The following is a 16,068-nucleotide window of genomic DNA, read 5'->3' on the forward strand; positions in this document are numbered from 1 at the left end:
ATGGAAAGATTATCAAGGTGGCGGGATGTTCACCCATCCGTGAAGGAGTATTGCTCATCAGACCGGATACCACACTTGCTGATGTACGCAAATTCGGTGAAGAGTGTCAAAGACGCTGGGGCATCACTCCACTACAAATTTTCCTGCACAAAGACGAAGGGCATTGGCTGAACGGTCAGCCGAAAACGGAAGACAAAGAGAGCTTCCAAGTCGGGAACAGATGGTTCAAACCAAACTATCATGCCCATGTCGTTTTCGACTGGATGAACCATGAAACCGGAAAGAGCCGAAAGCTCAATGACGAGGATATGGCAACCATGCAGACCCTTGCTTCCGATATTCTCCTGATGGAACGTGGACAGGCAAAAGCTGTCACGGGTAAGGAGCATTTGGAGCGAAACGATTTCATCATAGAGAAGCAGAAAGCCGAGCTGCAACGTATAGAGGAAATCAAGCGACACAAGGAGCAACAGGTAAGCCTTGCCGAGCAAGAACTCAAGCAGGTAAAAGCAGAGATACGCACGGACAAACTCAAAAGTGCAGCTACCGATGTAGCCACTGCCATAACCAGCGGTGTAGGTTCTCTTTTCGGAAGTGGTAAATTAAAAGATTTGGAACAAGCCAACGAAGGTTTACGGCATGAAATTTCCAAGCGTGACAAAAGCATTGATAACTTAAAAATTCAGATGCAACAAATGCAGGAACAGCACGGTAATCAAATTCGTAACATACAAGGAATACATAATCAAGAGCTTGAAGCCAAAGACAAGGAAATATCACGATTGAACACCATTCTTGAAAAAGCATTCAACTGGTTTCCATTGTTTAAAGAAATGTTGAGAATGGAAAAATTGTGTCATGTCATAGGTTTTACCAAGGGGATGATAGACTCTCTTTTGTACAAAAAAGAAGCTATCAGATGCAGCGGAAAAATCTATTCCGAAGAACACAGACGGAAGTTTGACGTCAAAAACGATATTTTCAGAGTTGAAAAAAATCCAACTGACAGCAATAAACTTGTTCTAACCATAAACAGACAACCAATAAGCGAATGGTTCAGAGAACAATGGGAAAAATTAAGAAGAGGTTTACGACAGACGGTTGAAGAACCAAGAAAAAGCAGAGGTATAAAATTATAAAAAGATGGTGTCAAAACTAAGGCACATCCCCTTCTTTTTTTAATATAAAATAGTCGTTCCTCTTTTTTGTCTATGCGACTATTTTTTCAGTAATTAGGTAATAAGGCTTAATATTCGTCGTATTTTGAGTCACACGTGGTCTGATAAAGATAAATATAGTGTGTGCACTCCTTCTCTTTCTTGCTTTTAGTAGTTTTGCACACATCTTTTTGATATTAAAAGCTATAGCAAAGAAGGCAAAGTCCATTGTAACCTTGTCTTCTCCCACATGCCGGAACCTTTTGTATGCCATGTTGTGTTTCATTTGTCCAAAAACTGCTTCCGGTTCTATACATCGCCTTCCCCTATGCCTGATGCCTTCTTCCGAGAGTAACCTTTCCCGTGCCTGCCGTTTGTATTGGTTTAACCGGTGGTTGACTTCTATCATACGGTTCCCCCGAGCTTTAAAGCAACTGCCACACAAAGGACACCCTTCACATCTTTGTGCTTTATACCGGGCACTTTCGGTGATGTATCCGCTTGCTGTTTTGTCACGTCTAGTTCCTATACGGTTCATGTGCTGCCCCATAGGACAAACGTAATAATCCTCCCCCGCATTGTAATGGAGACTCTCCGCATGGAATGGATTGGGGGTATAACGGGGACGCTGTTCTTTATGGAAGTAGTTGTACTTGACAAAGGCTTCTATCCCATTATCTTGCATGAACCGATAATTTTCTTCCGAGCCGTAACCGGAGTCTGCCACACCGACAGTTGGTAAGCGGTTATAGCGTTGCTCAAAGGAGTGGAAGAAAGGTATGAGGGTCAGCGTATCGGTTGGGTTGGGAAACAGTCGGAAGTCTATGAGGAATTGGTTCTCGGTACCTATTTGCAGATTATATCCGGGGTTGGTCTGTCCGTTTCTCATGGCGTCTTCTTTCATGCGCATGAAGGTGGCATCAGGATCGGTCTTGGAGTAGGAGTTGCGTTCTCCAAGAGTATCAAGATGGTTGTCGTATTCTATCAACTTGTCACGGTACTCCTCAAGTTCCCGGACCTGTTTCTTCTTTTCCCGGATGACCTTCTTTTGTTCCTTGTCCTTTGTTACAGGCTGGTGTTCCAGCACCTCTTTAAGTTCATTCACTATATCTGAGAGCATGGCGGGAGTGAACTCTACAGGTGTATCTTTCATGGAGTTCTCTTGGGCTATGACTTCATCCACCTGCTTCAGGAGAATGCGGATCTTATCCATCAGCTTTGTACGGTTCTTTTCGACTGTTTTGCGCCAGACAAAAGTATATTTGTTGGCTTTGGACTCAATCTTGGTACCGTCGATATACTCTACGTCAAGGCTGATGAAACCTTTGTCGACAAGGACAAGAACCAACTGCGTGAATACGGTATTTATTTCCTCTTTTACACGGTTTCGAAAACGGTTGATGGTAATAAAATCCGGATGTTCATTACCGGAAAGCCAGATATAATGAATATCACGTAGGAGAAGCTTCTCTATTTTGCGGCACGAATAAATATTGTTCATGTAGGCGTAGATAATCACCTTAAGCATCATTTTAGGATGATAAGGACAACGACCGGTTGCTTTATAAAGCTTCTTGAAATTGTCAAGATTGAGATTATCAACAACAGTATTAACTATGCGAACCGGATCGTTCGCTGCTATGTTTTCATCAATTCTTCCGGGAAAAAGAACTGTTTGGTTGGGAATGTAAGGACGAAAATGTAACTTTGCCATAACGAAAAACTTTATGCCTAAAGATACAAAAACTTTGGGTAATAACAAAGCCCGGGCTTGTGAAAGTCTGGGCTTTGTGCATAAAAAAAGGTTGTGCCAGAGTTTTGACACACCTCTACGTTATGATGAAACTAATTGGCGAAGGTTATGACTTGTATAACTGCATCCCTGTGATTTCCGAGTTTATGGGACATAAGAGCCTCTTTTCAACGGAACAGTATCTCCGCTTTACAGCGGAAATGTACCCTCAATATATATCGTATAGCCATATGGCAAGTGAACCTATTACTGATATTTTAATTAAAGCGGCAGAATTTGAAGATGAATGACTATCCTGATTTTGGCAAATCCGTTGAAAGATACTTCCAGAAATATCTTGTCAAGGAACGAGGCGCAAGTAAGCACACTATTAAAAGTTATGCGGATACGTTCTCCCAAATGCTCGATTTCCTTCAACAAAAAATCGGCATTACGGCTGACGCCATCCAGTTTGACATCTTTAACCGGGATTTGATTTGCAACTTTTTAACTTGGCTGGAAAATGAACGTCATAATAGTATATCCACAAGGAACATCAGATTATTTGTACTCCGTTCATTCTTTACATACATGATTTATGTCGATCCTACTCATATTGACCAATGGAAATCCATTTGCTCAATTAAAAAGAAAAGATGTGATTCTAAACCGCCAAACTATCTTACTATAGAAGGAATCAAAGCGATACTCTCTGAAATAGATGTATCAACCATTCGGGGAAGAAGAGACTTGACCATGCTGTCACTGCTTTACAATTCCGGTGCTCGTGTACAGGAACTTATAGACCTTACACCCGACTCCATCAGAATGGACAAGCCGTATTGTATAATTCTACATGGCAAGGGTGATAAAATACGGCAAGTTCCATTGGAGAACAGTATCATAAATCTTATAAAGTGCTATGTGGAAGAAAATGGACTTGCCATCAAAGATAAGCAGTCCCATCCTCTTTTTTCAATTCCAGACATGAGAAATTCACTCCTATGGGGATAACATATCTTCTGAAAAAATATGTCGGCTTAGCCAAAGCTAAATTCCCGAATCTCATTCCAGAGCGAATTTCGCCTCATTGCTAATAGCTTACGTATCAAAATATTATTTGTATATGCAGGAAAATCGGCAGAGTTTATCCGTTGATTGGCGAAAAACCAATCATTCATATTATCTCTTCTTTTTGTAAGAGTCTGTTTGATTTTTACTATGTTTGCAGATGGTTACTTTAATAACTATGGCCTATGCAGACATTATTTACTGGAGATCCGTCTACTACGGTGCAGTATTTTCCCTGTCTTTCCATTAAGGTACATTGTTGCAGGTATTGGTGGTTGAAGAATTGGGAATACAGTACGCTTTCGTTTCCTTTCTGGCGGATTTACCACAATACCGGGGTTGGCGGTGTCATCGAATACCGGGGCAAGACCTATCGCATGGAAACGAATAAAGTCTATCTCATCGCTCCAAATGCGGATTACAGTTCGCGCATAGAAGGAAATAGCATCCCCCGTCAAGGGAATTGCCTATGTGGAGGAAACCTTGGCGCCTTGACGGAAAGTGAGCGGGAACAGTTGCTGGCAGATGGGGCCATCGGACATTTGTTCGTTCATTTCTCGTTAGGATTTCCATATGATAATGCGCTGACGGGTGTCTTTCCTATTGACCTGACGGAAAATCTGAAGGCGAAAATCAACCATATGCAACACTATCTCCTGAGTAGTGGGCAAATATCCACGTTCAGTATAGGGGCTTTTTTGAACGTTCAGGCACTTATCTGTGAGATACTTTTGGGCGTTGAGGGAAGCCAATGGAAACCAAACACCGGCGATGTCCGCATTGCGCAAGCCATCAGTTATATTGAAGACCATTGCGAAGAGAATCTGTCCAACGAACTACTGGCGAGTAGGGCTTGCATGGCCACTAACTCCTTTTCTCGTCTGTTCAAGAATGAGACGGGAGTCACTTTACAGAAGTTTGTCAAGAAGAAAAGGATAGATTATGCTTGTATGCTCATCGCCCATACCGGAATGAGTATCGAGGAGATAGCCGCCAAGACGGGCTTCTCCAACCGTTTCCATTTTACCCGCGTGTTTTGTGAAATCATGAAAGTGGCTCCGGGCAAGTATCGGGATTTGTTCTTATTTCCTCCTGCATAGAAACACTATCTAAAAGAGCCTGTCTCTCTGCAACTTGTTATTCGTTTTCGGGTATATAGGAAGAAAAAGACTCCCTTACGATTGCGGATGTTTGTTACAGATACAATATGGGGTGTATCGGATATTTGTAAACTCCGAATATTGTCGTATATTTACATCCGTGATTTTATGTTAAACTAATCTAATTTTACTATGATTAAAAAGAGATTATCTAAAGTGCTCTCCATTTCCCTGTTTTACTTAACGTGGTTGGCTGGGGGGGGTAACCATCTGTCCTTCAATTAGTTATGCCAACACAAGTGAGGCGTTGGTTGTTCAGCAAACACGTACGGTGAAAGGGCTTGTGAGTGATGAGCTCGGTCCGGTCGCCGGTGCAACGGTTATTGTAAAAGGTACGCAGAACGGAGTTATCACCAATGTGAACGGGGAATTTACGCTTTCGGGTGTTAAGGTGGGCGATGTCATCGAAGTGTCATACATCGGTTATGCCACTCTTAGCGTGAAATACAATGGCGAACAACGCTTGAGTTTGCAACTGAAAGAAGATTCGCAACAACTGGGTGAAGTGGTGGTGACTGCTTTGGGATTGCCCAAACAGGCTAAATCAGTGGGATATGCGACATCCCGTGTATCCACGGCTGAGATTGAACGAGCCAATGCATTGAACCCGGTAAATGCGTTGCAAGGTAAAGTGGCCGGCGTACAAATCAATGCGGGAGGTGCATCCGGTATCACTTCTTCTTCCTCCATTACTATTCGTGGAGCTAAATCTGTTGATAAGAATAATTCGCCGATATTTGTTGTCGATGGCATGATTATTCAAGAAGCTATGACGGGTAATCTGGCCGGTACGGACTGGGGTTCTCAGCTTAAGAACTTGAATCCTGCCGATTATGAAAGCGTCACTGTATTAAAAGGAGCGGCTGCAACTGCGCTATTTGGTTCACGTGGTGCCAACGGTGCCATCATGATTGTATCAAAAGGCGGTAAATTCGGAAAGAAAGGTTTGGGAATAGAGGTGAACCAAACGGTTGAAACGACGGATGTTTATAAATCTCCGGTGGACATGCAGAATGTGTTCGGAGCCGGTGTTGTTTACAACGGTTATCAAGGCGACTTGGGGCCTGACGGTACTCTGTTGAAAACGTCAAACAGTTGGGGCCCCAGAATGGACGGCCGGATGATTAACCAATATTTACCGAATGGAGAATCCACTCCTTTTGTCCCCCATGAAGATAACTGGAAAGAGTTTTACCAAACCGGTGTGAACAGTACCACCAATGTGGCTGTCAATGGAGGTAACGAGAAATCGTCTTTCCGTCTCTCTTACGGATATACCGGCAATAAGGGTGTATTCAAAAACAATGACTTCTCCCGTCACAACATCGCTTTCAGAGGTAATACTGAATTGAACAAAGTATTCTCCATAGAATTAGGTGTGAAATATGCTTTTTCTTCCGCCAAGAACGGTGCCAGCCAAGGTGGTTGGGATTGGGGGAACAACGTGGGTATGATGACCTCGTACAACTTGCCTCGCAATTATGATGTAGGCGCCCACTACCAACAATATCGGGATCCTGAGACCAAAGCTGTTGTTAATGCTACGTTCGGGGCGTTGAGCAGTTATTTCCATACCCGGGATACCCAATTGCAGCAACGCAACGAAAACTCCTTATTGAGCGACATTATTCTTCGCGCCAAAATAACACCGTGGCTGACGAGCAGCATCAAGGCCAACTATAATTATTATGCCATCAGTTCTGAAAAGCGTTGGTGCGGTACAGGCGCGAATTACGGTCCTTCCGGTTCGGGAGGCTACGGACGTGGCGGAAGCACGGAGGGCAATTATAACTTTATGGGAATGCTTCAGTTTACAGAACAGCCATTCAAAGTGGGCAATGAAGATTTTACGTTTAGCGCCATTGCAGCGGCCGAACTTTACGGTAATACGGAAAAACATTCGTGGAAAAAAGAGACCAATGGCGGGCTGGTGGTTCCGGGTGTTTTCGCGTTCTCCAATTCCAAAAACAAGATTGAACCGGAATTCGATTATACTCCACGTAATCAGCAGACATTCGGTATATACGGAATCGTCAACTTAAGCTGGCGCGACCAGGTATTCTTGGAATTGACGGCACGCAATGACTGGTTGTCCACTTTGACTTATCCTGTTTACATGACAAGCGGAAGAAACAACTTTTCCGTTTTCTATCCTTCAATCAACGGCTCGTGGGTATTCACAGACACGTTCAGGAAGAAGATGCCCGAGTGGTTCTCTTTCGGTAAGATACGTGCTTCTCTTGCGCGTGTAGGTATGGGAACGAAAGCCTATGCCACCAGTGATGGCTATGGCATCTTTAAACAAAAAAACATTTATCTGCCCGACCGTAGCGGTTCGGTATTGGCTGCAACCCCGAATCTGGGAACTACATACAACGAAGATCTTAAACCGGAAATTCAGCAGTCTATTGAACTTGGCTTCGATGTCCGCTTTTTTAACGAACGGTTGAACATTGACTTCGCTTATTATAAAACGAATACATTCAACCAGATCATGAAGGTAGGTTCCGTAACGGAATCGGGAGCAAACTCCAAGTTGATCAATGCCGGTAATATCCAGAATCAGGGTATAGAGTTGCAGGTTGAAGGCACTCCCATTCGTACGAAAGATTGGCGTTGGAGCCTTGGCGGTAACTTGACGGTGAACCGTGGTAAGGTAATAGAGTTGGACAACGAAGTGAAAGAGTGGCAGTTGATGGGTGGTTATGATGCTGCACCCGAAATTTGGGCCTACGAAGGAGGAGAATTCGGTGTATTGACTTCCTACAAGAATAGTTCTTACATGTCTCCGATTGTTACATGGCAAGGTGAGAAAGGTGACCCGCGCAATGGCAAGATGGTTATCCAGTATGAAAGGGAATACGCTTCTCCGCATTCCGTATCCATGTATTCGCCGGTGACTTACTACCAACGTAATGAGAAAGGTGATCGCGACCGTCACATTTTGGGTAAAGTGGAACCTGATTTTACATTGAGCTTGAATACGTCTTTGTCTTATAAGAATTTCGACTTATATATTCAGGGCGACGGACGCTTTGGCGGAAATTACTTCTCCAATATGTGGAAATATGCTTCCCCGACAGGCTCTTTGAAATCCTCTTTGGAAGGACGTGCCCAAGAATATGGCGGTATAAAGCGTATAAATTATAAAGGCGAAACGGCGTATGACGGCCTTATGCTGGATGCCGTATTTGCCGAAGGAGCCAAAGCTCCGGTGCAGAATCCGGACGGAACGGCCGGTGAATTGGTCGATGTGGGTGGTATGACCTATAAAGAAGCCATTGAAAAGAAGAACATTCGTCCGGTCATGACAGGAGCCTGGTACGCTTGGAATTACGGTTGGGGTATGGCTGCCATGCCGGGTTCCATTCAGGATAACACCTGGTTCTGCCTGCGTGAAATCACTTTAGGCTATCGTTTGCCTGAGAAGATATGTAAGAAGTTTGGAGCCAATTACCTGCGTCTCGGTTTCACAGCCCGCAACATTTGTTATATCATCAACAAATTGACTGATGGTTTGAACCCGGCCTCCATATCAAACAATAACCCGTTGCAACCTATGGATATTGGTGGTGTTCCATTCTATCGTACCTATGCCGTTAATTTAACCGTAAGATTCTAAAACATCTATATTGAAAGATATGAAAACATTTAAATATTTATTTGCAGGAGTTTGTTCCGTGTTCATGCTTATAAGCTGTTTGGGCGAATATCAGGACTTGAACACCGATCCGGAACAATTGAGCGCAACAGATCCGCGTAGCGAGTTTACCGGTGCTACCCAAAACTTCAATAATTGCAGTCGCAATCACCTTACCGGTAAATATCACGGAACCATGATTTATATGCAATATCTGGTTGCGGCGGGAGGCGCTTCCAGCGGTTCGTATGTTTCGGTGTCGAAACCCAATGAGCATCCCGAACCGTACAGCCCGTCCTATGGCTTTTATTACAGTGCCAATAATGACGGTTTTGGTGGATTCGGTTTGAGACTGACCAACATTATAACTTCATCCATTCCTCAGAATCAGGAGGCGGAACGCTTCAACGACTTAAAGGCCATTTCGCAGATTTTGCTGAACTACGAACAATGGTTGATACTTGACACTTACGGAGCTGCTCCTATTACGGAAGCTTTCCGCGAACAAGGCGAAGGCATCCGTACGCCTCGTTACGACCTCTATCAGCAAAGTATCGACGGCAGTACTCCGATGTATAAAAAGATAGATGCAGAGGTAAAGGCGGCCATTGAACTGTTGAAAGCTTCGAATGAGAATCAATATGCCATTGGTAACAGCGATTTCTTCTATTTCGGTGATGTTCGGAAATGGATAAAATTCGGTAATACGTTGCGTGTAAAGATGGCTCAACGGCTCGAAAAGGCCGATGTTGTTTTCTACGAAAGTGTCATTTCCGAAGTCTTGTCATCCAGCGACAATATCATTTCCAATCAGGGAGAATCTTGTATCTATTATCATCCGAATGACTATAACAACAATACGGACGATATTCAGGATATTACCAGTCGTTATGTGGCATCGGCCGCATTTGTGAACTATTTGAATGCGTACAATGACCCGCGTCTGCCTGTTTTGGTCCGTCGTAATGGTTTCGGCGATGGCAACAACAATGCTGAGAACGATAAATGGTTTGAGACTTTTAAGAAAGAATATCCTGATTATCTCACTCAATATTCTGCGTTCACTAATCGCTATGTCGGCATGTCGGCCAATCCGGACAGCGCCAATACCACGTTCCATAAGAACGCATATCTGACATTGCCCTATCATAAAGAAGACGGAACAGAAGCCAATCTGGAAATTCGCATGCACTCTCAGGCTGAAAGTCGCTATTTTGTGAAAAACGGTGGCCGTAATGGTAACAGCAATATGCCTGCACGTGCCATTGAAAGTGTGGATTATGAAATAGACCAAGACAAAATCGGCTGTTTCACGCCTATCCTGACTTATCCGGAAACATGTTTTATGCTGGCTGAAATTGCTGTTAAAAAAGGCTTGGGAGTAGCCGGAAAAGATGCAACGACATGGTTTCGAGAAGGTATACGGGCTTCTGTTGAGCAGTATAAAAATTGGGCCGCCAAAATGTATGTTGTTGCTCAAACAGCCGAAACAGCTCCTAACTTTAATCCGATCACTGAAGAAAAGATTGCCGAATATCTGAAACGGCCGGAATTCCAGACTGCCACTTTGGAAAAGATCATTTCGCAACAGTGGATTAATTTATATATGCAACCGGAAGAGATGTGGGCCACTTGGAAACGGACCGGATTACCTAAATTCAAAGACAAACCGATGCCTGAAGAAGGTGTAGCGTTCCTGGAAACGATTCAGGATGCCAAAGCAGATCTTATTATTCCGCGTCGTAACTCGTTGGGAACTCCCAATTCTTTGAATATGGATAATTATCTTTCTGCCGTTGAGGCTTTGAAGAAAGATGCCAAATACGGTTCCGGAACGGAAAAGACAGAAGGCCGCATCTGGTGGGATAAAGAATAACAAACCTACGTCCTAAGTTTACGGACATGGGAAAAAGAAAGGGGCATCGCTGTTTAAGTATAGCGGTGCCTTTTTTCTTATATAATAACTTGAATTCGGTCTATTTTTTATACAATAAGTCTTTTTTTTAATGATCTCAATATTCATAGTTGGCTTCTTAGGCATGAGTTGACAGGCAATAAGTGTGGCTAATTGGATACGAAGTTATCGATACTTCTGTGCCCGGTATGTTCTATGTGACATACATTCTTGAGTTCATCATTGACTGTTTCAATGGCAGATTGCATATTCCGGAGCAACCCCACCCAATCACTAACGGAAAAATATAGCTCATAAAGCTTTACAAAGTCGTTTCCCGGTGTTTCCGTTCATCCGATTTGAGTTCAAAATTGGATGAATATGACTAAAAGAACGATAGATTTTACCTTTTTCCGGAGCATATCCGTTCACGTTTTGCACTTGTCAAGATACCTTTGCGTTCCTAAAACAGTAAAATGCAAAGATATGGCTGGTACACTAATCGATATGAGTAAAATCAAGCAAATGTTCCGGTTCTACCAGATGGGACACTCCAACACTTTTACACTACAATACCATGTTATACAGATAACCTAACATAATGATAAATAAGGTTATCAATCCAAAGAATATCCCTATCAACCGCCAAGTCATTACTTTTTTCAACAGCGTAGCTTCGGGCAATGACAGCCCAACAACTGCCATCATAAAAGCAAGCGCAGTTCCTATGGGGATACCCTTAGCTACAAAAACTTCAATTACCGGTACTATTCCGGCAGCATTGGCATACATTGGAACTGCCAACACTACTGATAAAGGAACTGCAAACCAATTATCCTTAGACATATACTGTTCAAAAAATCCTTCCGGTACATAGCCGTGCATAAATGCACCGATACCGATGCCGATAAGGATATACAGAAGTACACCTTTGACAATGCCCCATGCTTCTTGCATGATAATCGGCAATCGTCTAAAGAACGGAGTATGCTCTTTTTCCCATGTTCCGGAGTCGGAAGTTGAGTTTTGCTGAATTTGTTTTACCCAATCACTCAAATAAGGCTCCAATTTCATCTTGCCCAAAATAAATCCACCTACCATACCTAACAGAATACCGCTAATCACATAAATAGAAGTAATACGCAACCCAAAAGTGCCGATAAACATGGCAACAGCAACCTCATTCACCAAAGGCGAGGTTATCAAATAGGCGAATGTTACCCCCAAAGGAATACCCCCTTTCACAAATCCGATAAACAGCGGTATGGAAGAACAGGAACAGAACGGGGTAATAGCACCAAATAAGGCTGCAAAGAAATATTGCAATCCATATAGTTTACGAGAGGTCAAATAATTGCGCAAACGTTCTATCGGGAAATAAGCATTTATAATTCCCATTATCACGCTGATAAAAAATAATAATATCAAAATCTTTATCGTATCGTAAAAGAAGAAGTTTATAGCTTCTCCTAAAGCTGTTGAAGCATCCAAACCGAAGATGTCATACACCAGCCAATCTGCAAACCTTTGTATCATAATCCTATTATTGTTTGTAATAATACGAACATATTACCTAAAAAATTAGCGGTTACAAGCACATTTAGGCAGTTCTTGTTTTTTTATCTCTGTAATGTAGAACTTGGCAAATTCATTCTTGATTTCATTACGCACTCTTTCAAATTCGTTTCTGATGAAGTCCGTTGTCCCTATTACTTCCGAGGGGTCATCAAAACCAATATGCAACCGTTTCCCTACATTGCCCTCAAAAGCCGGACACGTTTCGTTAGCACTACCGCATACTGTTATCACATAATCCCATGTATCACTTAAATAAGCAGTTACATTGGTAGGAATATGCTTACTTATATCAATGCCAACTTCTGCCATTGTCTTAACAGCCAAAGGATTAACTTTCTCAGCCGGATGCGTACCAGCGGAATACACTTGTATATTCTTATCAAACGATTGCAGGAAACCATGCGCCATTTGGCTGCGACAGCTATTTCCTGTACATAAAATTAAAATTTTCATATTATACCCAAATTTATCAATCCATAATAAATGCCAACCAAAATAAACAGTATAGCTACCATGTTATTAAACCACTTCTGAAAAGTCTGCACACGGTTATAAAACTTTCCTATCCCTGCTACACTGTATGCCAAAATCCAAGCGACAAGCATAACTGGAAGCCCTGTTGCCAATGCAAAAATGACAGGTAGCAAATACCCCTCACTTTCCATAGCTGACATGGGAATAAGCATGCCAAAATAAAATAGACCACTGGTCGGACAAAACGCCATGGCAAACAATATCCCCAACAACAAACTACCCCATGAGCCTTTTAGTTTTTCTGTCTTTTCAGTAGCGGAAAATCCGAACTTAGGTAATTGCAATTTATCTCCGAATAGCATAAACAGCCCTATCAACATCAAAGCAGGAGCAAGCAGCAGTTCCCCCCATTCGCTGATACCTTTTTGTATGGCAAACATATCTGCACCCTTTCGGAGTATTGCGATAAGTATTGCGCCTAATGCAGAATAAGCCAATACACGCCCTAAAGTATATAGAACACCATTTGTAAATATCCGGTTACGGTTATTTATATCCTTACTGATAAATCCAATAGCGGTAATGTTGGTAGCCAATGGGCAAGGACTTACAGCAGTCAACAGACCGAGCAGAAAAGCGGTAATAATAGGTATCTCACTATTATCCAACCATGTTTGCAAGTATTCCATAAAACTGTATTTATTTTAGCAACTGATTGATTTTCTGTTTTAATTCTTTCTTGAAAGCCGATGTATTGTTTCGGGCATTCTGAAAACCAAAGCGTGTCATGTCGTTACGTTCTTCTTTACCGTTCTTCCATTTATTAACATAAAGAGAAGACCAACTTACACGATATTTCTCTGCCAACTTCTCGCCTTCGGGAGTTGAAATATCTACTTCTTTGAAACGTAGTTTACCATTTTTAACCAACTCTGCCAAATCTGCATTGACCACTTCTTTCGTATATTTCTCAATGGCTTTGCAAGTTACACAACGTTGTTTCCCATGAAAATAAAGAACTTCCACATAGGTATCCGCGGCAATCTGAGCCATTCCACAAATAGAAAACAAACAAGCAATGGTAAGGAATAAAAAGCGTTTCATCATAATCTGATTTACTTGGTTAATACATCTTTTACTTCTTTGGCAGAAAGTTTGCCCTTTGCCACAACCTTACCGTCAACAACGAGGGCAGGAAGTGTCATTACATTGTATTCCATAATCTTCATCAAATCTTCTTCTTTGGTTATTACCGCTTCCAAAGCTAATTCTTTTACTACTTGTTCAACCGTTGCATGCAGAGCCTTACAACCTGCACAGCCTGTTCCTAATACTTTAATTTCCATAATTTATAAATTTATTATATTAAACGTAATTCGCAAAACAACGAACATTGATATTAAAAAAAGGGGATTATCAGCAACACTCCCCCGATTTACAGATACATTGCCCGAAAAACTCCTTAAAGAGTTCACGAGCCAATTGCCAATTCTCTCGGTTGATACAGTATTTCACTTTAGGCGTTTCAACCTCTCCTTGTATAAGTCCTGCATCTTTCAACTCTTTCAAGTGCTGTGATACGGTTGCTTTGGCAATGGGAAGTTCTTCGTGAATATCCCCAAAATAACACGTTTTCTGCTTTGCCAAAAAGTGCATAATAGCAATTCGGGCAGGATGTCCCAATGCTTTGGCAAATCTTGCCAACTGTTCCTGCGTAACAGTATAATCTTTCTTTTCTTCCATATCTCGAATATTGTTCGCAAATATACGAACAATATTATAAAAACCAACAACACTTCTATAATTTAACAAATCAAAATTTATATGATTTTATTCTTTTACTAATGGAAAGGAACGGCTTACTGCTACATTTTTTGCACGTGTGGGGAAAATGTGGGGAAAATTCAAGCAAAAGAAAAAGCTAAGTGATTGATTTTTCAATACTTAGCTTTTATCTTCGTACCCAGACCCGGGGTCGAACCGGGATGGAAGTGAATCCACTGGTGTTTGAGACCAGCGCGTCTACCGATTCCGCCATCTGGGCATGCTTGATTTCTCAATTGCGGTGCAAAGATACGACAATATTTTGATTCCACAATAGTTTGAGAAAAAAAAGGAGCAAAAAATAATAAAACATGTCCCAAAGGCTTCTGTATTTAGAGAATAAACCGTACATTAGCAAAAACATTTAAAAATAGAGTCACTATCATGACAAACATGGATAATTATTGTGTGATTATGGGTGGTGGTATTGGCAGCCGCTTCTGGCCGTTTAGCCGCAAAACATTACCCAAACAATTTCTTGACTTCTTCGGAACCGGTCGTTCACTCCTGCAACAGACCTTCGACCGCTTTCAAAAGGTAATCCCAACCGAAAATATTCTTATTGTCACCAATGCAATGTACGCTGATCTGGTGAAAGAACAACTTCCCGAATTGGATGAGAAACAGATTTTATTGGAACCTGCAAGAAGAAATACCGCTCCATGCATCGCATGGGCTGCCTATCACATCCGCGCTTTAAACCCGAATGCGAATATCGTCGTTGCTCCCTCAGATCATCTGATTTTGAAAGAAGAAGAATTCCGTGCCGCAATCATTAAAGGACTGGAATTCGTTTCTCACTCCGAGAAGTTACTGACACTAGGCATCAAGCCCAACCGTCCTGAGACCGGATATGGCTATATACAAATTGACGAACCAACCGGTGATGGCTTCTACAAAGTAAAAACATTCACCGAAAAACCGGAACTGGAATTAGCCAAAGTATTCGTAGAAAGCGGTGAATTCTACTGGAACTCCGGATTATTCATGTGGAACGTCAATACCATCATTAAAGCCGCAGAAATCCTGCTTCCCGAATTAGCATCCAAACTGGCACCGGGAAAAAATATCTATGCTACAGATAAAGAAACAGCATTTATTGAAGAAAACTTTCCCGCATGTCCCAATGTATCCATCGACTTTGGCATCATGGAAAAAGCGGACAACGTATATGTATCTTTAGGCGATTTTGGCTGGTCTGATCTGGGCACATGGGGATCACTCTACGACTTATCAGAAAGAGACAGGGAAGGCAATGTGACTTTAAAAAGTCATTCTTTGATCTATAATGGAAAAGATAATATGATCGTACTCCCCAAAGGGAAGCTCGCCGTGATCGATGGCTTGGAAGGCTATCTGATAGCCGAATCGGACAATGTCCTGCTAATCTGCCGTAAAGACGAAGAACATTCTATCCGCAAATACGTGAATGATGCCCAGATGCAACTGGGAGACGATTTCATTTAAGAACGAAGAACATTACTGTCCCATTAAAATCTAAAAGAGTTCTTTGAAATATTTGAAATTTAGTTAGTTAC

General features: G+C 42.1%; 14 protein-coding genes, 1 tRNA gene and 1 pseudogene. 7 read left to right on the forward strand and 9 right to left on the reverse strand.

The annotated features are described in order from the left end of the window. Nucleotides 1-1,139, forward strand: a 1,139-nt coding sequence (locus KTR07_RS26520; protein WP_217315542.1) for a mobilization protein, incomplete at its 5' end; no start/stop codon positions are given. Between the two features lie 70 nt (nt 1,140-1,209). Here KTR07_RS26520 and KTR07_RS26525 read toward each other — a convergent pair. Then, nucleotides 1,210-2,871 carry an IS1182-like element ISBthe2 family transposase gene (locus tag KTR07_RS26525; protein ID WP_014299555.1) on the reverse strand — a complete coding sequence of 554 codons (1,662 nt, stop codon included), beginning with the start codon at nt 2,869-2,871 and terminating at the stop codon, nt 1,210-1,212. A gap of 122 nt (nt 2,872-2,993) precedes the next feature. Between KTR07_RS26525 and KTR07_RS26530 the strand changes: the two genes are divergently transcribed. The 5 genes from KTR07_RS26530 (at nt 2,994) to KTR07_RS26550 (ending at nt 10,636) form a co-directional block, all read left to right on the forward strand. Beyond that, nucleotides 2,994-3,200 (forward strand): hypothetical protein, encoded by a 207-nt coding sequence (locus KTR07_RS26530; RefSeq protein ID WP_041161435.1) that lies wholly within the window; start codon nt 2,994-2,996, stop codon nt 3,198-3,200. Next, complete coding sequence (locus KTR07_RS26535; RefSeq protein WP_050809235.1) at nt 3,193-3,903, forward strand: tyrosine-type recombinase/integrase; 711 nt, start codon at nt 3,193-3,195, stop codon at nt 3,901-3,903. Before KTR07_RS26530 ends, KTR07_RS26535 begins: the two co-directional genes overlap by 8 nt. A 242-nt stretch (nt 3,904-4,145) precedes the next feature. Beyond that, a complete protein-coding gene (locus KTR07_RS26540) occupies nt 4,146-5,060 on the forward strand; it encodes a helix-turn-helix domain-containing protein (protein ID WP_014299557.1) in 915 nt (304 codons plus the stop codon). A gap of 307 nt (nt 5,061-5,367) precedes the next feature. Next, nucleotides 5,368-8,742 (forward strand): SusC/RagA family TonB-linked outer membrane protein, encoded by a 3,375-nt coding sequence (locus tag KTR07_RS26545; protein ID WP_118417851.1) that lies wholly within the window; start codon nt 5,368-5,370, stop codon nt 8,740-8,742. 19 nt (nt 8,743-8,761) lie between these two features. Further along, nucleotides 8,762-10,636, forward strand: coding sequence for a SusD/RagB family nutrient-binding outer membrane lipoprotein (locus KTR07_RS26550; protein ID WP_041161436.1), 1,875 nt, complete (start codon nt 8,762-8,764; stop codon nt 10,634-10,636). A 191-nt stretch (nt 10,637-10,827) separates the two neighbouring features. On the opposite strand, the pseudogene KTR07_RS28855 reads toward KTR07_RS26550, so the two are convergent. From KTR07_RS28855 to KTR07_RS26590, 8 genes and pseudogenes are all read right to left on the reverse strand, one after another. After that, nucleotides 10,828-10,917: pseudogene (locus tag KTR07_RS28855) on the reverse strand (transposase); the annotation flags it as partial. A 304-nt stretch (nt 10,918-11,221) separates the two neighbouring features. Beyond that, on the reverse strand, nt 11,222-12,190 hold the full coding sequence (locus tag KTR07_RS26560) for a permease (RefSeq protein WP_014299560.1): 969 nt from the start codon (nt 12,188-12,190) through the stop codon (nt 11,222-11,224). Between the two features lie 45 nt (nt 12,191-12,235). Further along, a complete protein-coding gene (locus KTR07_RS26565; RefSeq protein ID WP_014299561.1) occupies nt 12,236-12,685 on the reverse strand; it encodes an arsenate reductase ArsC in 450 nt (149 codons plus the stop codon). After that, on the reverse strand, nt 12,682-13,395 hold the full coding sequence (locus KTR07_RS26570) for an aromatic aminobenezylarsenical efflux permease ArsG family transporter (RefSeq protein WP_014299562.1): 714 nt from the start codon (nt 13,393-13,395) through the stop codon (nt 12,682-12,684). The genes KTR07_RS26565 and KTR07_RS26570 overlap by 4 nt, the downstream gene beginning before the upstream one ends. A 10-nt stretch (nt 13,396-13,405) precedes the next feature. Then, complete coding sequence (locus tag KTR07_RS26575; RefSeq protein ID WP_014299563.1) at nt 13,406-13,810, reverse strand: nitrophenyl compound nitroreductase subunit ArsF family protein; 405 nt, start codon at nt 13,808-13,810, stop codon at nt 13,406-13,408. 11 nt (nt 13,811-13,821) lie between these two features. Further along, complete coding sequence (locus KTR07_RS26580; protein ID WP_014299564.1) at nt 13,822-14,052, reverse strand: thioredoxin family protein; 231 nt, start codon at nt 14,050-14,052, stop codon at nt 13,822-13,824. A 70-nt stretch (nt 14,053-14,122) separates the two neighbouring features. Continuing rightward, nucleotides 14,123-14,449 carry a helix-turn-helix transcriptional regulator gene (locus tag KTR07_RS26585; protein WP_025066930.1) on the reverse strand — a complete coding sequence of 109 codons (327 nt, stop codon included), beginning with the start codon at nt 14,447-14,449 and terminating at the stop codon, nt 14,123-14,125. Nucleotides 14,450-14,666: 217 nt separating this feature from the next. After that, nucleotides 14,667-14,750 (reverse strand) — tRNA-Leu (locus tag KTR07_RS26590). Between the two features lie 164 nt (nt 14,751-14,914). Here KTR07_RS26590 and KTR07_RS26595 point away from each other — a divergent pair. Beyond that, the gene (locus tag KTR07_RS26595) at nt 14,915-15,997 is read left to right on the forward strand and encodes a mannose-1-phosphate guanylyltransferase (protein WP_008765363.1); all 1,083 of its coding nucleotides are present in this window, start codon (nt 14,915-14,917) and stop codon (nt 15,995-15,997) included. Nucleotides 15,998-16,068 lie beyond the last annotated feature (71 nt).

The organism is Bacteroides sp. MSK.20.82 (genome assembly GCF_019052485.1).
Classification (GTDB): domain Bacteria; phylum Bacteroidota; class Bacteroidia; order Bacteroidales; family Bacteroidaceae; genus Bacteroides; species Bacteroides thetaiotaomicron.